Below are 19,511 nucleotides of genomic sequence, written 5' to 3'. Positions count from 1 at the left end.
TCTGTGAAAGCGCCGGCCGGACGTGTTCGTTGGGCGGTACCCATTCGCCGGACCAGCCTGGCGATACGTTGCCCCCAGTGAGATCATACGTGGAAAACCCGACATCCGGCGCAAGGCGGATGCGGTCTATATCCATCAGATCCGTAAAGCAGGCTTGTACGACACCATCTGGCAGGCCTTCGTCGTGCTGCTGCCGGTGAAGACCGTCAGTGTGACGGGCGGCGGTCGCAGCTATGGAATACGCCGTGTGCTCGTCTCGTTATCGAATGCGTCCTTAAGCGGTCGAAGCTGTGTTGTTCGCGCTCACGAGTTTGCGGGCCCTGCTCAGATCATCGCGCTGCGCCAGCGTTGTGCGGATCACGTCGAGTGATCTCGCTGTTGTTCCGTATATCAGCGCACTGCTGATCGAGCAGAACGCGACGCGGGGAATATGCCCGGCCGCCGGAATATCCGGGCGGGCGTATGGTGTGGTGCGCATACACGCGCTGCTTTTTACAAAAATCGTCGGGATAGCAATAACGCGCTTGTCACCATGACAGATCGTGACTTGCGCGAAGCTGACGCGTGCGCGTCGGTGCTCTTGAGAGCAAACACGGGGTCGATAGTATCACGTTACCGTACTGACATAGTAGCGGGTTACCGTGATTGACCACTTGCGCAACGTGTGAGGCTCCCATGATCAAATCCCAGGTTCTGCTTGCTGATGCTTCGCTTTCCGATCTGTCGATCCTGCTGCGCGCCGTTCGCGCCGGCACCACGATTGTGACCGTCGATCCCGCTGCGGACGGCGTCGAGATGCTGGCAGCCGTATTGCGAGAAGGGCCGGACGTGATCCACGTGCTCGCGCATGGCGAACCCGGACGTGTTCTGCTAGGGCGTCAGGCACTGGACCGTGAGACGCTCGCGGCCTTGCCGATTGGCACGAGCGACATTGCCTTCCATGCCTGCGATGTCGCCGCGACGGATGCCGGACACGCTTTCATCGATGCGGTCGCGACCAGAACGTCGGGTAGTGTCAGCGCTGCCTCCGGCAAGGTCGGCGACGCAGCGCAAGGCGGCTCGTGGGGGCTCGATGTGTCGACGCGCGCGAAGGGCGATCTTGCGCTGTTCGATGACTTGCGTGGGGCCTGGCCGCATCTGCTGGCCGTTATTAACGGCACCAGCAATGGCGAGACCCTGACGGGCACCTCGTCTAACGACATCATCCATGGCAATGGCGGCAATGACACCATCATCGGCCTCGGATCGGGCAGTGGCGTTCGGGACCAGCTCTATGGCGACGCTGGCGACGATTTCATCGATGCCAGGGCGTCGGGATCGGCCGGTACGCTCGGTTCCATTATTTATGGCGGCACCGGTATGGACACGATCTACGGTTCGTCGGTTAGCGGCGACTATATTTCCGGGGGCGGCGACGACGACACGATCTATGGGGGCGGATCGCTCACTCTGAATGCGCCCGACCAGATTTTTGGCGATGGCGGCAACGATACGATCTATGGCGGCCTTGGCTATGAGGTCATTCATGGCGGTACAGGTAACGACACCATCTCGTCGGGCATGCTGACCAGCCAGCTCTACGGCGACGAGGGTAACGATACGTTTCGCAGTGTGGCCAGCGCGGGCACCGGCGGCTTCGACATCTATGACGGCGGCGCGGATATCGACAAGCTGATCGCCACATCGTCGGCTGCGATGGGAATCCAGAGCATCACCAATGTCGAAGAGGTCAGTGCCAGCGGCTTTGCAGGCGCCTATATCCTGACCGACACGGTCGATTCCTATCTCGATCTCCAGAACACCAAACTCGATCCGCTGCTCGGAAATATCGTCGGACAGCAGGGTAACGATACGATACTACTGCGAGGTGCGGCCGCGACCGTGGCGCCGGGATCGACCGGCACCGACGACAACTGGAACAACATCGTTCGCGCAGGCGGCGGCAACGACATCGTCTATGCCGGCTATGGCAATGATCGACTGTATGGCGAGGCGGGCAACGATCTGCTGGCCGGTGGCTACGGCAACGACATTATCGATGGCGGCGCCGATTTCGATACCGCCAAACTCGATGGCGACGCCAGCGAATGGACGATCGTTCAATCGTCAAGCGATCCGTTCACCTGGACTGCCACCCGCAGCAATCCATCGTCCGGCAATCCGGTCGAGACCGATGTGCTCACCAATATCGAAAAGATCCAGTTCTCCACCGGCTCGGACATCCTGTTGAATCCGCCGCCGAGCGAGCCGGTCGATAACGACGGCAGCCCGAATGTGGTGTCGGAGAATGCCGTGAATGGCACCGTTGTCGGCATCACGGCGTCGTCTTTCGATTCTGACCCCACGCAGACTGTCACCTACAGCCTGTTGAGCAGCGCCAACGGCCGTTTCGCCATTGATGCGTCCACAGGCGTGGTCACCGTCGCCAATGCGTCCTTGCTGGACTACGAGACAGCGACCAGTCACACGATCATCGTCCAGGCGTCGGATGGCAGCGGAACCACCACGACGTCATTCGTCATCTCCGTGATCGATGGCAATGATGCGCCCGGTGCACCAACCGACAGTAATACGGCGCCGAACACCGTCGCCGAAGGCGCGGCAACCGGCACGCTGATCGGCTTGACCGCGGCGGCGACCGATCCCAATCCGGGCGATACGCTGACCTATAGTCTTGTCAATGATGCGGGCGGGCGTTTTGCGATCGATCCGGCGACCGGCGTGGTCTCAGTCGCTAACGGTGCATTGATCGACTATGAGACGGCTACCTCGCATCAGATCACCGTGCAGGTGAGCGACGGCGAATTCACGCGCGAGCAGGTCTTCACGATTGCGGTCACCAATGTGTCCGACACGCCGCCTTATGTCGGCACCGAGGGGAACGATGTCTATGTCTCGACGACCACGGACAATGTGATCGTCTCGGGCATGGGGGGCAATGACCAGCTCACCACCGGTTCTGGAAACGACACCATCGATGGCGGCGCCGGCAATGACACGATGGCCGGCGGCACTGGCAACGATATCTATATCGTCGATGCGACCGGCGATGTCGTCACCGAGGCGGGAAGTGCCGGGACAGACGAAATCCGCACCGTCCTCACCAGCTATACGCTGGGCAGCAATGTTGAGAATCTCACTTATACGGGCAGTTCGGACTTCACCGGCACCGGCAATACGCTGGCCAATGTGATCACTGGTGGATCCGGCAGCGATACGCTCAATGGCGGAGCGGGCAGCGACACGCTGATCGGCGGCGCCGGCAATGACGTCTACATCGTCGATGTGGCCACCGATGTTGTGATCGAGGTTGCGGGCGAAGGCATCGACGAGGTGCAGACAGCACTCGCCAGTTACACGCTCGCCGACAATGTCGAGAAGCTAACGCGGACAGGAACGACGGCTTTCACCGCCACCGGCAATGCGCTCGATAACGTCATTACCGGCAATATCGGCAATGACACGCTCGACGGCGGAGCCGGCAACGATACGCTGATCGGCGGAGCGGGCAACGACACCTATGTAGTTGACTCCACCGGAGATGTGATCGTCGAACTCGCCTCGCAGGGAGCAGATACCGTCCAGACCACACTATCCAGCTATACACTCGGTGCCCAGATCGAGAACCTCACCTATATCGGAACGTCGTCTTTCACCGGTATCGGCAACGACCTTGCCAATATCATCACCGGCGGCGCGGGCAACGATATACTGGATGGCGGTCTCGGTAACGATACGCTGATGGGGGGCGTCGGTGACGACGTCTATATCGTCGAGGCTAGCGATGCGATCGGAGAGATCGCGAATGCCGGCATCGATGAGGTGCGCACCGCTCTGGCCAGCTATACGCTGACGACCAATGTCGAGAATCTGACCTATACGGGAAGCGCGGCTTTCGCCGGCACTGGCAACGCACTGGCCAATGTTATCACCGGCGGGACTGGCAACGACACGCTCAACGGGGGCGCCGGCGCCGACCTGCTGATCGGCGGAGCCGGTGACGATATCTATCTCGTCGACGATGCAGGCGACGTGGCGCTGGAAAATGCCGGAAAGGGTGTCGATCTCGTCCGGACCAACCTGGCCAGCTACTTGCTGGGCAACGATATCGAGAACCTGACCTATACCGGGACGGCGAGCTTTTCCGGTACCGGCAACGCCGCAGACAATGTGATCACCGGTAACAGCCTTAGCGATACGCTCGACGGTGGTGCTGGTAACGATACCCTCATCGGCGGATCCGGCAACGATATCTATATCGTCGATTCCATTGGTGACGCTGTCGTTGAAACACCAAATAACGGTACCGACGAAGTTCGCACGGCTCTGGCGAGCTATACGCTCGGCGCGAACCTGGAAAACCTGACCTATACGGGGAGCAGCACGATCAATGGCGTCGGCAATACCCTGGCCAACACGTTGGCTGGCGGTACCGGCAACGACACGCTTAGCGGCGGAGCCGGCGACGACGTCCTCGATGGCGGTACTGGTGACGATACGCTGATCGGCGGTATCGGCAACGATACATATGTCGTGGACTCCCTCGGCGACACAATCGTGGAAGCTTCCGGAGAGGGAACAGACACGATCCGAACCACGCTGGCCAGCTATACGCTGAGTACCGAGATCGAGAACCTGACCTATATCGGTACATCGTCCTTCACGGGTACGGGCAATGCGACGAACAATACATTGAATGGCGGTGCCGGCAACGACACGTTGTTTGGCGGTGCCGGCAACGACACACTGAACGGCGGGGCTGGCGACGACGTCCTCGACGGCGGTCTCGGCAATGACGCGATGTTCGGCGGTCTTGGCAACGACGTCTATATCATCGATTCCGCGAGCGACATCGTGTCGGAGAGTGCAAGTGCCGGCCTCGATGAGGTGCGCACGGCGCTGGCGAGCTATTCCCTGAGCGCCAATGTCGAAAACCTGAGATACACGGGCAGCGCGGCGTTTACCGGTACCGGGAACGGGCTCGACAACACGATAATCGGCGGGGCGGGTAACGACACGCTCACCGGCAATGGCGGCATCGATACGCTGATCGGCGGAGCCGGCAACGATATCTACACTGTCGACTCGGTCGGCGGTGCGGTGATCGAACTGGCCGGCGAGGGCATCGACACGGTGCGGACCTCGATGGCCAGCTACACGCTCGACGCCAATGTCGAAAACCTCACGGGCGTTGGCAGTGCGGTCTTCATCGGCATTGGCAACGACCTCGCGAATGTTATCACTGGTGCTGGAGGCAATGACACGCTCGATGGCGGTGCCGGCGCCGACACGCTAATCGGCGGAGCCGGCAACGATATCTACATCGTCGATGCCAGCGATACGGTCATCGAGGCCGCCAATGCCGGTATCGATACCATCCGCACGGCGGTGGCGAGCTACACGCTTGGCAGCAATATCGAGAACCTTACATTTGTCGGCTCCGGAGCTTTCGCTGGTACCGGCAACGAGCTCGCGAATGTGCTCATCGGAAATGCCGGCAATGACACGCTTGTCGGCAATGCCGGCGACGATACGCTCGACGGCGGGGCCGGCACCGATACGTTGATCGGGGGCATCGGTAACGACGTCTATATCGTCGACACCCTGGCCGATGTCGTTATCGAGAACGCAGGCGAAGGGACCGATACCGTTCAGACGGCGCTCGCGAGCTATGCGCTGGGCAGTGAAGTGGACAACCTGACTTATACCGGCGCGGTGGCATTCGCCGGCACCGGCAATGCCCTGGCAAACGTCCTCACCAGCGGTTCGGGCGACGATACGCTCGATGGCGGCGCCGGCAACGACACGCTGGATGGTGGTGCGGGCAACGATACGCTCTATGGAGCTCAGGGCGACGACACGCTCAATGGCGGCGTGGGTACGGATACGCTGATCGGCGGCACCGGCAATGACATCTATCTCGTCGATGTGGCCGTTGACGTGGCTGTCGAGGACGCGGGCGAGGGTATCGACGAGGTCCGCGCCTCGGGCGCAAGCTATACGCTGGGTGCCAATATCGAGAACCTGACGCGTGTCGGATCCGCCAGCTTTACGGGGACGGGCAACGATCTCGACAACATCATCATCGGGGGTAGCAGCGCCGACATACTCAGTGGCGGTGCAGGCAACGATACGCTGAATGGTGGCCAGGGCGTCGACACGCTCATCGGCGGAACCGGCAACGATGTCTACATCGTCGATATCAGTACCGATATTGTCACCGAGCTGGCCGGCGAGGGTATTGACGAGGTGCAAGTCACCGGTACGGCCAACTATACGCTGGGCGCCAATGTCGAGAACCTCACCCGCATCGGGTCGGCGGCATTTACGGGCACCGGAAATGCTCTCGATAACATCATCACCGGCAATGCAGGCGGCGATACGCTGGATGGCGGGGGCGGCAACGATACGCTGATCGGCGGCCTGGGCAACGACACCTATTACATCGACTCGGTTGGCGATGTGATCGTGGAAAATGCTGGAGAGGGAACGGACATTGTCCGGACCACCCTGACAAATTACACACTGGCCGCGGAACTGGAGTCGCTGGTTTATGAGGGCACATTATCCTTCACCGGTATCGGCAACGCTGCCAACAACACCCTGAGTGGCGGTGCAGGCAACGACACGCTGTTGGGCGGCGCCGGTACCGACTCGCTGAACGGTGGAGCCGGTGAGGACTTCCTCGACGGCGGTCTCGGTAGCGACACCATGACGGGCGGTCTCGGCAACGACATCTATATCGTCGATTCCGCGGGCGATACCGTGGCTGAGGGCTCGAGCGCCGGGATCGACGAGGTTCGCACGGCGCTGGCAAGCTACACCATGTCGGCCAATGTCGAGATACTGACCTATACCGGTAGCACGGCCTTCGCGGGGACCGGCAATGGGGTCGACAATACGATCACGGGTGGCTTGGGTAGCGACACGCTGAACGGTGGGTCTGGCAATGACACGCTGATCGGCGGGCTCGGCGACGATACCTATGTCGTCGATGCAACGGGTGACGTGATTGTTGAGCTGGTCGGTGAGGGCGTCGACACGGCCCGTGTGACGGCGGCGAGCTATACGCTCGGCAGCAATATCGAGAACCTCACTTATCTCGGGGGCTCGGCATTTGTCGGCACGGGCAACGAACTCGACAATGTCATGACCGGGGCGGCCACCGCCGATACGCTCGACGGTGGTGCCGGCGCGGACACGCTGATCGGCGGCGCCGGCAATGATATCTACATTGTCGATACGCTGAGTGACATCGTCACGGAAGGAGCCAATGCCGGCATCGATACCGTGCGCACCACGACATCAACCTATACGCTCGGCAGCAATGTCGAGAACCTCGCCTTTATCGGCTCCGGAGCTTTTACGGGTACGGGCAACGAGCTTGCGAATTTGCTGACCGGCAATACCGGCAATGACACGCTGGTCGGCAATGCCGGCGACGATACGCTGGATGGCGGGGCCGGCGTCGATACGCTGATCGGTGGCATCGGCAACGACGTCTACATCGTCGACTCCGTGGCCGACGTTATCGTCGAGAATGCGGGTGAAGGAACCGACGCCATCCAGACGGCGCTTGCCAGCTACACGCTCGGCAGTAACGAAGTGGAGAACCTGACCTATCTCGGAGCCGCAACATTTGCCGGCACCGGCAATGCGCTGGCGAACCTCCTCACCGGCGGCGTGGGCAATGATACGCTCGATGGTGGTGCGGGCAACGACACGCTCGATGGCGGCCTGGGTGCCGATACGCTGATCGGCGGTATCGGCAATGACATCTACCTTGTGGATGTGGCAGGCGATGTGACTGTGGAGGCGGCAGGCGAGGGCTTCGATGAGGTTAGAGCCACCGGCACGAACTACACGCTGGGCGCCAATATCGAAAACCTCACGCGCGTTGGAACGGCGGTCTTCACGGGCACGGGCAACGAGCTCGACAACGTCATCATCGGCGGCATCAGTGCCGACACGCTCAACGGCGGTGCCGGCAACGATACGCTCAATGGCGGTCAGGGCATCGACACGCTCGTCGGCGGAACGGGCAACGATATCTACATCGTCGATGTCGCCGGCGATATCGCCGTGGAACTGACCGGCGAGGGAATTGACGAGGTGCGGGTTACCGGTACGGCGAACTACACACTTGGTAGCAATATCGAGAATCTCACCCGGGTCGGCACTGCAGCTTTTCAGGCCACCGGCAATGCCCTCGACAATATCATCACCGGCAATGCGGGCGACGACACGCTGGACGGCGGCGCCGGCAATGACACCTTGATCGGGGGACTCGGTGCCGACACATACATCGTCGACTCCGTCGGTGATGTCGTTATCGAGGATGCCAGCGTGGGTACCGATAGCGTGCGGACGACCCTGACGAGCTACACTCTGGGCGATAATCTCGAATATCTCACTTACACAGGCACATTCAATTTTACGGGAATCGGTAACGCACTCAACAACGTGATCACAGGAGGCTCCGGCAACGATACGCTGTACGGCGGCCTCGGTGACGATGTGATGGTTGGAGGCGCCGGAAACGACATCTATATTGTCGATTCCGCGAACGATGTCGTGAGCGAAGGGACAAATGCTGGGATCGATGAAGTCCGGACGTCTGTGGCGAGCTACAGCCTGGCCAACCGCAATGTGGAGAAGCTGACCTATACCGGCACTGGATCGTTTACCGGCACCGGCAGTTCGACGGCGGACACAATCACCGGCGGTGTGGGCAACGACACGCTGAACGGCGGGCAAGGTGCCGACATGCTGATCGGCAGCGCGGGCAATGATACGCTGGTCGGTGGAACGCAGAGCGACACCTTCGTCTTCGCCGCCAATTTCGGACGTGACGTGATATCGGACTTCGTGGCGGGCGCAGGCTCGGACGACGTGATGCAGTTCGATCAGGCGCTGTTCACCGACTTCAACGCCGTGCTCGCCGCGGCAACCCAGGACGGCGCCAATACCGTGATCACTTACGATGCCAACAACACCGTTACACTTACGAACGTGGCGGTCACTAGCCTGCATGCCAACGACTTTATCTTCGTCTAGGTCGCTGGCGTTCGCCGGATCAGGCTCTTTGTGAAGGGCTCCCGACTGTCGCGGAGTGCGGAAGTCCCGTTTCCGCGACAGCTTACCAGTCATGTGGATGTGCTCTAACAAGCGTCGCATCAATCTATCCCCGCTCAAACGCGCGACGTACGCAATCACCTCCGAAGTTATGATTGGCGCATCTAGCCTGTCACCTGCAACCGCCGGTGAAGACCGCCAGTTGATCGGCGAAGGCGCGCTTGTAGGCGGGCCGCGCTTCGCCGCGGGCGATGTAGGCGCAGAGGTTCGGATAGTCCTCCAGTAGTCCTGATCCGTTCAATCTGCGCAGCACCGTCACCATCAGCAGGTCGCCGGCGCTGAACCTGCCGTCGAGCCAGTCGGCGTCGCCAAGGCGGATGGACAGGTCTGCCAGTCGGGCGCGAACGCGATCGTCGAGGATCGGCTGGCGCGTCGCGTACCAGGTCTTGTCGCGCTCCGTGAGCGTGGCGGCTCCGCGTTCCACGATCGGCGGCTCTACGGTGCTGAGCGCGGCGAACATCCAGGCGATCGCGCGCGCCCGGGCATTCGCATCGTCTGGCAGCAGGCCCGGATGGCGTTCCGCGATATGGAAGACGATCGCCCCCGACTCGAACAGCATGAGATCGCCGTCTTCGTAGGTCGGGATCTGTCCGAAGGGATGAAGCCTGCGATGCGCGGGGTCCTTCATCTCAGCGAACGACAGCAGACGGACGTCGTAAGGCTGGCCCACTTCTTCGAGCGCCCAGCGAACGCCCATGTCACGCGCCAATCCCCTTCCGCGATCGGGAGATCGTTCAAACGCGCTAATCGTGGGCATTGTTTCTCTCCACCTGGGTGTTTCGCATCCCCAGGACGAACGAGCAGCGCCTCTCCCGACAACCGATTTTGATTTTTGGCCGCGGAATTTCGCGGGCCGAACCTGTCATCGGACCCCGCCGGACCACGGATATTCTGCGAAACCGAGAGCATTGACCATTGAGCGGGCTGCTAACTTAGAGATGAAATTACGGAGCGTCACACGCTCGATTCAGAATGATCAAAGATAAGGTGGCTGTTCGAGTGAAGGACGGTCGCCTGCAGCAGCCGCCAGACGACATGCGACTGATCAATGCACCCCCGCTCAAACGCGGGATGTGCGTCATTCTCCGCGATGTTACGACTGGCTCATCATCCTCCCGGAGCCCCTTCATGTCTGACGCGCCTGTACCGAACCACGTCCCCACCGCCGCCGAGACCGATCCCGAGACGTTCGGCTGGATGAAGGGCTTTCCGCCTGCGCAGGACAAGACCATCCAATTTCACGACGGCTCGTTCCGCAACTTTCCCGAGCTGCGCTGGGCCTGGAGCAATGTCCGCCAGCTGGTGCCGACGGTGAATGTCTGGCGCGGCGCGGGGCCAGCGTCAGTGCTGCCGCGCGCGGAGCGCGATATCGGCGGCATCGCGTCGACCACCATGGATGGCCGGCCGATGACCTTCGCACGGATGTTTGACGAGACCTATGCCGACGGCATTGCCGTGCTGCACAAGGGCAAACTCGTTTACGAGCGCTATGCCGGTGCGCTGAAGCCGCACAAGCCGCATATCGCGATGTCGGTGACCAAGTCGTTTACCGGCACGCTGGCCGGCATTCTCATCGCGGAAGGTAAGATCGATCCGCAGGCGCCGGTGACCGATTATGTGCCGGAGTTGAAGGCTACTGCCTTCGGCGATGCTGATGTGCATGAGGTCATGGATATGACCACGGGGCTCAAATACACCGAGGTCTATACCGACAAGAATTCCGATGTGTGGGGGCTGCGGCGCGCCAATGGCATGGCGCCGATCCCTCCGGATTACGAAGGCGCGAGCGACATCTTCGCCTTTCTCTGCACGCAGCAGAAGCAGGGCGAGCATGGCAAGGCCTTCGCCTACAAGACCGTCAACACCGACGTGCTGGCCTGGATCGTCCGCCGTGCCAGCGGCATGACGCTGTCCGATCTTCTGTCGGAACGCATCTGGGCGCCGATGGGAGCGGAGGAGGACGCGCATTATCACGTCGACCGCATCGGCACCGAGAGCGGTGGCGGCGGGCTGTCGACGACGCTGCGCGATCTCGCGCGGTTCGGCGAGGTGATGCGCAATCACGGGCGCTTCAATGGCCGCCAGATCGTGCCTAGCGCGGTGGTCGAGGATATCGAACGCGGCGCCGATCCCGCCCAGTTCAAGCCGGCCGGCTACACCACGCTGCCTGGCGCGTCCTATCGCAACCAGTGGTGGGTGACCCATAATGAACACGGCGCCTATATGGCACGCGGCGTCTACGGGCAGGGGCTCTATATCGATCCGAAGGCCGAGATGGTGATCGCGCGCTACGCGTCGCATCCGGTCGCCGGCAATGCCGCCAACGATCCGGTGACGCTGCCGGCCTATATGGCGCTGGCGAAGGAACTGATGGCGGGCTGACCATCAGGGTTCGTGGAACCCGAGGGAACCCGGTCGGGAACCTTGGGGCAGGTTGGGCGTATGCTTGGCTGCCGACATCTTCCGTCGGCGCCAGGCGGACCCCTCCAGAATGATCAAGCCCTTGTCCATCGCTTCGTGGCTGCGCTGCTGGTGTGCGGCGTTACTGATGTCATGCACCGTCGTCGTAACGACGCCGCTGCATGCGCAGGAGCGGGCGTCTGGTGCTCGGACTGGCCGCAGCAATCCGGCTGTCGCCACTGACGGCGCGACGCTGATTCATGGCAATTACTGCGGTGCCGGCAACCGGCCGGGCAAACCGCCCATCGATGCCCTCGATCTCGCCTGCATGAATCACGATGCCTGCACACCGGCGAGCGGCATTCCTAACTGCGACTGCAACGCCAGGCTTCGCGACGAAGCGGCCGCCGTGGCAGGGGACCCCCGACAAGCGCCGGAGCTCCAGAGTCTGGCGGCATTGACCTCAGCGGCTGCGGCCGTGATGCTGTGCAAGCCGATGATCGATGCCGCAGTGCCTCCGGTGGTTGCTCCTGTCCCTGTGGCTCGGGACGCTCCTGCAGCAGGTGCGCCAGTGGCAATCACGCCGGCTCCCGTTGCTGGAGCACCTGTGTCGATTGTCCCTGATAGTGTCGCGCCCGTGGCTGCCGCTCCCGTAACGGACGTAACTGAAACCCCGCTGCCTGTCGCGCCAGTCACTGACGCTCCCGCGCCTGCTGTACCCGTGCCCAGGTCGACCGCGTTGCCCTGAGCAGGCAGAGTCTTGATCGCCTCTTGCGCGCTGCGATCTTTCCGGGGCAATCATGACCGCGAGTCCAGATGCGGCGACAGCGCAGCTCATGGCAGAGGGAAGCGCGCATGAAATTACTTGTCGCACGAGTCATGACGCTCGCATTCCTGCTAGGGCCTTTGGCGCTTGGCTCCGCAGCGCTGGCGGCGGATCCCATCCGTGTCGGCGCGGTGCTGCCGTTTTCCGGCGGTGTCGAACTTTATGGTGAGCAAGCAAAACTCGGGCTCGATCTCGCTGCCAGGGAGATCAACGCGGCGGGCGGCATTCTCGGCAGGCCGCTCGAGGTCATCTATGTCGATGACAAGACCCGGCCGGCCTCCGCCGAAAGCGCGATGCGGTCGGTGATCGACAGCGGCGTCGTGGCGGTTGTCGGCCCTGTCACCTCGGCCAACTTCAATGCGATCAGGCCGCTCGCCGAGAGCACGAAGACGCCGCTGCTTTACGCGACCAATTTCGAAGGCGGTACATGCAGCCGCTACATCTTCTCGTTCAGCACGGTGCCGAACCAGGATCTCGGCCAGTTGCTGCCCTATGTGAACGAGGCTGTCGGCAACACCTACTTCCTGCTCGGCGCCGATCGCGTCTGGCCGCACCAGATGTTCGATATCGCCAGGCCGCTGATCGAGAAGCTCGGCGGCACCATCGTCGGCACGCAATATACGCAGGGGACCGAGACGGACTTCACGCCGCTGATCAAGCAGGTGGCGGCGGCCAAACCGAAGGTGCTGCTGTTCGCGCTGAAGGGTGACGGTATCGATTTCATCCGGCAGGCCGATGATCAGGGCTTGTTCAAGGAGACCACGGTTGCATTCCTGGGATTGTCCGAGATCGATCTCGGCATTTTCAAGGGCAAGGGTCAGAACATGATCACCGTGGTGCCGTCGCTGGCGACCAGCGACGCGCCGGAGATGAAGGCGTTCGTCGCCAGGGTGCGGGCCTCAGCCGGCAATGACGTGCTGGTGTCGAACTATGTCATGACGCACTACAACACGCTGATCGCGCTCAAGGCTGCGATCGAGAAAGCGGGCCGTGTCGACAAGGAAGCGATCGTGGATGCGCTGGCAGGGCTCACCATCCCGTCGCCGACTGGGCCGGTCACCATCGATGCGAACCACTATGCGACCATGAGCATGTTCATCGCCAAGACGCAGGGCAGTGAATTGGTCACCATGCGTGCGCTCGGTGAAATTTCGCCGCAGCCGGGTTGCACATTGGCTGGTCGCTGATCGCAACTGACGAGCAGACGACTGGTGTAAGTCGCGCGAGATTGCTTAAGTCGGTACCGACATAATTCTGGATGAGCGAAAAGGACACCGGATGGCACGTGTGCGCTGTATCACCGAGATGGGCATGGGCGTCGACGTCCACGGCCGCGACGCTACAAAGGCTGCGAAGCGCGCGGTGTCGGATGCGATCCGCCATTCCAGCGTCGGGTTCTTCCGGATGGTCGGCAAGACGCCGCATGACATGTTTGTCGATGTCACCATCGCGGTGCCGAATCCGGACGACGTCGACACGGCGGCGGTCGCGAAGGAATTGCCTTACGGCACCGTGACCGTGACCGCGGTCAAAGGCGGCCTCGACATTCCGGCCGAGAGCGGCGGCGACGGCATTCTCATTGCCAATGCGGCGGTGCTGGTGAGCCTCGACGACGGCAAATAGAGTCAACTTGCCTCAGACGACGATCGTGCTTCCGCGATCTTGAAAACTCCCTCCCGTCCTTTTCACGCTTGACTAATCCATAACTCACTGGTTATTGATCTGATCGATAACTGACGGGTTATGGATGGCGATGCCGAACACCTTCGATGTGCTCTTCAAGACGCTCGCCGATCCGACCCGGCGCGCGATCTTCGAGCGACTTTGTCGTGAGGGGGAGCAGACTGTCGCGGCACTGACCGCGCAAGCCGGCGTCTCGCAGCCGGCGGTCTCCAAACATCTCGGCGTGCTGAAGCAGGCGGGGCTGGTGCTCGATCGTCAGAGCGGCCGTCAGACACATTATCGATCGCAGCCGGCGGCCCTGGCGCCGCTGCTCGACTGGACCAGCCAGATGGCCGGCTTCTGGGAGAGCCGGTTCGACGATCTCGAACAACTGCTGAAGAGGATGGACAATTGACCAATACTGCAGCCGAAACACGTTCTGTCGTCGTCGAGCGGGAATTTGGCCATGCGCCGGAAAAGCTCTGGCGAGCGCTGACCCAGCCGCATCTGATCGCCGAGTGGCTGATGAAAAACGATTTCCAGCCCGTCCTCGGGCATCGTTTTGATCTGAGCGCAAACTGGGGCGTGGTCGCTTGCCGGGTCACGGAAGTCGAGCCGAACCAAAAGCTCGCTTACACGTGGGAGGCCCTGGGTCTCGAGAGTGTCGTAACCTGGACGCTCACGCCTTCGAACAACGGGACGCTGCTGCGGATGGAGCAGATCGGCTTCCGACTGGATCAGGAGCAGGCCTATCAGGGCGCCAAGTTCGGATGGCCGCGCTTCCTGGCGTCGATGGAGCAGCTTCTGGCGCGACTGGACTGAATTCGGCCGACACAGAATCTCACGCAACTTCCGCATTGCACTGAGGGTTACTCAACATGAACCTATGGATCAGATACGCACACCGCTGGCTGTCGCTGGCCTTTACCGGGACGGTCATCGCCAATTTCGCTGTCCGCGGATTTGGCGAGCCGCCAGCCTGGGTGACCTTCTCGCCGCTGCCCCCACTGTTTCTGTTGATGTTCAGCGGTCTCTATATGTTCGTGCTGCCCTATGCCGCAAAGTGGCGTAGAGCAACGCCGGGCGGTGGACGGATAAACGCGTGAATTGGATTGCGCATGGATATTTTTGATCGTCTCAAATCAGCTGCGGCCGATGACTGGTCCAGCTATGTCGATCATAGTTTCGTCCGGCAGCTCGGGGCCGGCACGCTGCCAGAACCCGCGTTCCGCACCTATCTGGTGCAAGACTATCTGTTCTTGATCCAGTTCGCGCGCGCCTATGCGCTGGCGACGTACAAGAGCCGCTCGCTTGACGATATGAAGGCGGCGCAAGGCGGACTTGCGTCCATCCTTGGCGAGATGGAGCTTCACGTAAAACTGTGCGGGAGGTGGGGATTGTCGCCGACCGATATCGAGGCCGCGCCCGAGCTTCAGGCAACGGTGGCCTATACGCGCTTCGTGCTGGATTGCGGCGCCGCCGGCGATCTGCTCGACCTGCATGTGGCGCTGGCGCCCTGCGTGATCGGTTATGCCGAGATCGGCAAGAAGCTTGCGCCGGGTGGTGCCGACGCGTTCGGCGATCATCCGTATCGCGAATGGATCGGCGAATATGCCGGCGACGCATATCAGGATATCGCGGTGAAAGCGCGCCGCCATCTCGACGATCTCGCCGCGCGTGCGATGACCGAGCGGCGCTTTACGGAACTCGCCAAACTGTTCGGCCAAGCGTCGCGGCTGGAAGCTGACTTCTGGCAGATGGGGCTGGACGCGCGCTAGTGCGACGCGCAGCGGTCAGGACAGAGCATGGCACCCGTCAAAGTCGATCCCGCGAATGTGCGCGAGTTCAAGAACGCTGACGCCTTCTATAAATGGCTCGGCAAGAACCACGACAAGGCCGACGAGGTCTGGATCAGGATTCACAAACTGAAATCCGGCCTTCCATCGATCACGCCGAAGGAGGCGATCGATGTCGTGCTGTGCTGGGGCTGGATCGACGGCATCCGCAAGGGGCTGGACGAGACGAGCTTCCTGCAACGCTATTCACCGCGCGGGAAGAAGAGCGTGTGGAGCAAGATCAACGTCGACAATGTTGCGCGCCTCGTCGCAGAGGAGCGCATGACCGAGCACGGCCTTGTCCATGTCGAGGCTGCGAAAGCCGACGGCCGTTGGGACCGCGCCTATCGCGTCAAGGCGTCGGAGCTTCCTGCTGACCTGCAGGCGGCGATCGACGCCGAGCCAAAAGCGAAAGTGATGCTGGCGAAACTCAGCGCGCAGAACCGCTTCGCTTTGGCGTTCCGGGTGAACAACCTGAAGACTGAGGCCGGCCGCAAGAAGAGGATCGCGTCCTTCGTGGACATGCTCAGGAGGGGCGAGACGATCCATCCGCAGGGGAAGAAGTAGGGCGGTGCGGCAAGCAGCCGGTGTCGCCTGTCACTTCCGCTTCGGCCGCCTGATCGCGCGTACCTTGCCGCTGGCTCCGCCGCCGGCGAAGAACTGATCGGCGCCATCTGACTCGAGGCCGGAGACGCCACTGCCTGCCGGCAGTGCGAGCTTCTCCAGCGCTTCGCCGGTTTGCGGATCGATGCGCCTGATGTCGCTCTCGTCGTTTTCCCAGGTGCCGTGCCAGAGTTCGCCGTCCACCCAGGTGACGCCGGTAACGAAGCGGTTGCTCTCGATGGTGCGCAGAATCTTTCCAGTGTCGGGATCGATCTGGTGAATCTTGCGCTCGCGATATTGTCCCACCCACAGCGTGCCTTCGGCCCAGGCCATGCCGGAGTCGGCACCGCCGCCGGGCGCAGGGATGGTATTCAGCACGCGGCCGGTCGCCGGATCGATCTTCTGGATACGGTCCTCGGCGATCTGGAACAGATGCTTGCCGTCGAAGGCGGTGCCAGCGTGGGCGGCAACGTCGATGGCACGCACCGTCTTGCCGCTTGCGGGATCGAGTGCGTGGAGTTTGTTTCCGGATGCGAACCAGACTTGCGTGCCGTCATAGGTGACGCCATGCACGCCGTCGACGCCCTCGAAGGGGCCATATTCACGGAAGATTTCTGCTGCGGATGTTTTCATGAGTGTTTCCCTCGTGACGATGGCGACGACCCTAATGATCCGGTAGCGGCGGCGGGAGTAACAACATCGTCGCGAGTCCCGGCAGGGATGGCGACGTCCAGCGGCGCGCCCGTCCGCGACCGAGCGGCTGCACCTTATTCTCCACCGCCAGTTCGTCGAGTGCCCGCTGAACGCTGCGCTGGCTGGTATCGAGCGCGAGCGCCAGTGCAGAGCTCGACCAGGCTTCTCCGTCGGCGAGAAGTGCGAGCACTGCGGCGTGTTCTTCCTCGACCGGCCGCGCCAACACGACGACGTCGCGGGCGCGGCGCAGTACCAGCGCAAAACCGGGCTTGGTCGCGTTCACCTCGGCCAGCGGCGCAAGCAGTTTGCGCAGCCGTCCCATCTCGACGCGGAGCCGCGCGCGATGCGAGTCATCGGCATGTCTGGCGCGGAATGCGCGTACCAGCAGCGTCTCGCGCGAAACATCCGCAGGCCATGCTTCGCCAAGTGCGCGGGCGAGGGCGAACAGGACGGGCCGGGTCGCGAGCGACAGCTCCGTCTTCTGACAGCGGATGACATGCCGGCACGCATCGATGACGATGGCTTTCGAATTCTGCAGCGCCTCGACATCGTCGAGCAGCAACACGCGTTCGCCGCCGCGTGCGATCAGACGCGCCGCGGGAGCATCGAGAAGTCGGGACGCCGCGCCCACTTCGGCCATTAGCGCCGGAATGCGGGCAAGCCTGGCGGCACGCTGCGCGTCGGCAAGGGCGGCGCGTGACTTTTTCGCCTGCAGGCGGCGCATCGCGATGCCGGCGACGACCAGCGCATGAGCTGTACGCAAGGCGGGCGGCAGAGGCGCGGGGTCGAGCGCGCCGAGCTTGCGCTCGGCTTCGTCGAGACGTCCGATGAGCAGAAGGCGCCTGACGTCGAGATAGCCGCCATAGGCCGCATTCACATGATCGCCGTGGGCGTCGAGTGTCAGCCGTGCGGCGTCGAGCGCCTTGCTGGGCCAGTTCAGATCGCGCGAGACGAGGGCGATCTCGGCCTCCGCGACGATGCACCGCGCACGCGCCACGGGTTCCTTCGCACCGAAGGCGCGCGCGGCCCGTTTCACGAGATCCTTCGCGCGTGCAAAATCGCCGAGCTGCGCCATTGCGATGCCGCGCAGCGCAAGCGCCGGCGCGTCATCACGCAATGCAACACGCTTCAGGGCACCGAGCGGATCACCCGCCGCGAGCGCGTGACCTGCGGCGGTGATCAGGGAGTCCATTCAAATCCCGCCACACTTGTCACTCCCACCCGTCCATAGCCGGATCCTAATCTACCTCACGACGATCAACCGGCAAGTCGTGCCGGCAACGCATGACGATGGACGAAAGTGGAGAGAAGACCATGACGGAACCGATGAAAACACCACCGATTGTATCACCGCAGGCATGGGAGGCAGCGCGAACGGACATGCTCTCGAAGGAGAAGGCTGTGATGCGCGCGCGCGACGCGCTCGCTGCCGAGCGCCGGCGGATGCCGTGGATGGAAGTGGATAAGGCCTATGCGTTCGAGGGGCCGGGCGGCACAGCCAGCTTGCTCGACCTGTTCGACGGCCGCCGCCAGTTGATCGTCTACCGCGCCTTCTTCGAACCCGGCGTGTTCGGCTGGCCCGATCACGCCTGCCGCGGCTGTTCCCTGGGGGCCGACCAGGTCGCCCACCTCGCGCATCTGAATGCCCGCGATACTACGCTCGTCTATGCCTCGCGGGCGCCGCAGGCGGACATCGCACGCCTGAAGGCGCGGATGGATTGGGAGATGCCGTGGGTCACAATCACAGACAGTTTCGACGCCGACTTCGGTGTCGACGAGTGGCACGGCCACAACGTATTCTTCCGCGACGGCGATCGCGTGTTCCGCACCTATTTCATCAACAGCCGCGGCGACGAGGCGATGGGGACCACCTGGAGCTATCTCGACGCGACGCCGCTCGGCCGCCAGGAGGTCTGGGAGGACTCGCCCGAAGGCTATCCGCAGACTCCGACCTACAAATGGTGGAACTGGCACGACAACTATGTCGCCGGCGCTGCACCCGACAAGAAATGGGTCGAGGTCTCGGCCGCCGGAGAGGCGACGTTCCGGAAGACCGATGAGTAGCGCTATCGATGACGTCGATCGCGCGAAGGCCTATCGCTGGAAAATGGGTAGCCTTGCGCCGGCCGCCGACTGGCTATGCCTTGCGGCCGCACCGGCCTTCGCACTGATGGCGCTGCTGACGGGTGTGCTCGATAGCAGTTCGCCGGACCTGCTCTGTTCAACCTCGCATTCATCGCCGTGGAGTGGAATGGTGGTGATGTATGCCCTGATGAGTTTGTTCCATACCGTGCCCTGGCTCAGGCTGATATCCGGCCGATGCCGCCAATCGCAGCGGCGGACGTGACGGCTGTCGC

The 19,511-nt window shown here is 62.2% G+C and carries 15 protein-coding genes and 1 pseudogene; 13 read left to right on the top strand and 3 right to left on the bottom strand.

The genetic code is table 11. From position 1 onward, the window contains the following. Positions 1-16: 16 nt before the first annotated feature. Together AB8B20_RS06725 and AB8B20_RS06720 are read left to right on the top strand one after the other, a co-directional pair. A pseudogene (locus tag AB8B20_RS06725) lies at positions 17-250 on the top strand (GMP synthase (glutamine-hydrolyzing)); the annotation flags it as partial. 425 nt (positions 251-675) lie between these two features. Next, positions 676-9,057, top strand: coding sequence for a DUF4347 domain-containing protein (locus AB8B20_RS06720; RefSeq protein ID WP_439072078.1), 8,382 nt, complete (start codon positions 676-678; stop codon positions 9,055-9,057). Positions 9,058-9,247: 190 nt separating this feature from the next. Here the strand turns inward: AB8B20_RS06720 and AB8B20_RS06715 are convergent, their stop codons facing one another. Next, on the bottom strand, positions 9,248-9,892 hold the full coding sequence (locus AB8B20_RS06715) for a glutathione S-transferase family protein (protein ID WP_439072077.1): 645 nt from the start codon (positions 9,890-9,892) through the stop codon (positions 9,248-9,250). A gap of 371 nt (positions 9,893-10,263) precedes the next feature. Between AB8B20_RS06715 and AB8B20_RS06710 the strand changes: the two genes are divergently transcribed. The 9 genes from AB8B20_RS06710 to AB8B20_RS06670 all read left to right on the top strand — a co-directional run bounded on the left by AB8B20_RS06710 (position 10,264) and on the right by AB8B20_RS06670 (position 16,425). Beyond that, positions 10,264-11,517, top strand: coding sequence for a serine hydrolase domain-containing protein (locus AB8B20_RS06710; RefSeq protein ID WP_439072076.1), 1,254 nt, complete (start codon positions 10,264-10,266; stop codon positions 11,515-11,517). A 166-nt stretch (positions 11,518-11,683) separates the two neighbouring features. Continuing rightward, positions 11,684-12,283, top strand: coding sequence for a hypothetical protein (locus AB8B20_RS06705; RefSeq protein WP_439072075.1), 600 nt, complete (start codon positions 11,684-11,686; stop codon positions 12,281-12,283). A gap of 107 nt (positions 12,284-12,390) precedes the next feature. After that, the gene (locus AB8B20_RS06700) at positions 12,391-13,548 is read left to right on the top strand and encodes a substrate-binding protein (protein WP_439072074.1); all 1,158 of its coding nucleotides are present in this window, start codon (positions 12,391-12,393) and stop codon (positions 13,546-13,548) included. Positions 13,549-13,639: 91 nt separating this feature from the next. Further along, positions 13,640-13,984 carry a Lin0512 family protein gene (locus tag AB8B20_RS06695; protein ID WP_439072073.1) on the top strand — a complete coding sequence of 115 codons (345 nt, stop codon included), beginning with the start codon at positions 13,640-13,642 and terminating at the stop codon, positions 13,982-13,984. A 130-nt stretch (positions 13,985-14,114) separates the two neighbouring features. Then, complete coding sequence (locus AB8B20_RS06690) at positions 14,115-14,438, top strand: ArsR/SmtB family transcription factor (protein ID WP_093761570.1); 324 nt, start codon at positions 14,115-14,117, stop codon at positions 14,436-14,438. Beyond that, the gene (locus tag AB8B20_RS06685; protein WP_439072072.1) at positions 14,435-14,845 is read left to right on the top strand and encodes an SRPBCC family protein; all 411 of its coding nucleotides are present in this window, start codon (positions 14,435-14,437) and stop codon (positions 14,843-14,845) included. Before AB8B20_RS06690 ends, AB8B20_RS06685 begins: the two co-directional genes overlap by 4 nt. 56 nt (positions 14,846-14,901) lie before the next feature. Further along, positions 14,902-15,129, top strand: a complete 228-nt coding sequence (locus AB8B20_RS06680; protein ID WP_439072071.1) for a hypothetical protein — start codon at positions 14,902-14,904, stop codon at positions 15,127-15,129. Between the two features lie 12 nt (positions 15,130-15,141). Beyond that, complete coding sequence (locus AB8B20_RS06675) at positions 15,142-15,801, top strand: TenA family protein (protein WP_439072070.1); 660 nt, start codon at positions 15,142-15,144, stop codon at positions 15,799-15,801. A 27-nt stretch (positions 15,802-15,828) separates the two neighbouring features. Further along, positions 15,829-16,425, top strand: a complete 597-nt coding sequence (locus AB8B20_RS06670) for a YdeI/OmpD-associated family protein (RefSeq protein ID WP_439072069.1) — start codon at positions 15,829-15,831, stop codon at positions 16,423-16,425. 30 nt (positions 16,426-16,455) lie between these two features. Here the strand turns inward: AB8B20_RS06670 and AB8B20_RS06665 are convergent, their stop codons facing one another. Then, positions 16,456-17,094 carry a Vgb family protein gene (locus AB8B20_RS06665; RefSeq protein WP_439072068.1) on the bottom strand — a complete coding sequence of 213 codons (639 nt, stop codon included), beginning with the start codon at positions 17,092-17,094 and terminating at the stop codon, positions 16,456-16,458. Between the two features lie 31 nt (positions 17,095-17,125). After that, positions 17,126-18,346 carry a helix-turn-helix domain-containing protein gene (locus AB8B20_RS06660; RefSeq protein WP_439072067.1) on the bottom strand — a complete coding sequence of 407 codons (1,221 nt, stop codon included), beginning with the start codon at positions 18,344-18,346 and terminating at the stop codon, positions 17,126-17,128. Between the two features lie 122 nt (positions 18,347-18,468). On the opposite strand from AB8B20_RS06660, the gene AB8B20_RS06655 reads away from it, so the two are divergent. Further along, a complete protein-coding gene (locus tag AB8B20_RS06655; RefSeq protein WP_439072066.1) occupies positions 18,469-19,218 on the top strand; it encodes a DUF899 domain-containing protein in 750 nt (249 codons plus the stop codon). Further along, on the top strand, positions 19,211-19,501 hold the full coding sequence (locus tag AB8B20_RS06650; RefSeq protein WP_439072065.1) for a hypothetical protein: 291 nt from the start codon (positions 19,211-19,213) through the stop codon (positions 19,499-19,501). Before AB8B20_RS06655 ends, AB8B20_RS06650 begins: the two co-directional genes overlap by 8 nt. The last annotated feature ends 10 nt before the right edge of the window (positions 19,502-19,511 follow it).

Source organism: Tardiphaga sp. 866_E4_N1_4 (genome assembly GCF_052076075.1).
GTDB lineage: Bacteria > Pseudomonadota > Alphaproteobacteria > Rhizobiales > Xanthobacteraceae > Tardiphaga > Tardiphaga robiniae.
This window is presented reverse-complemented; position numbering and strand designations above follow the sequence as displayed.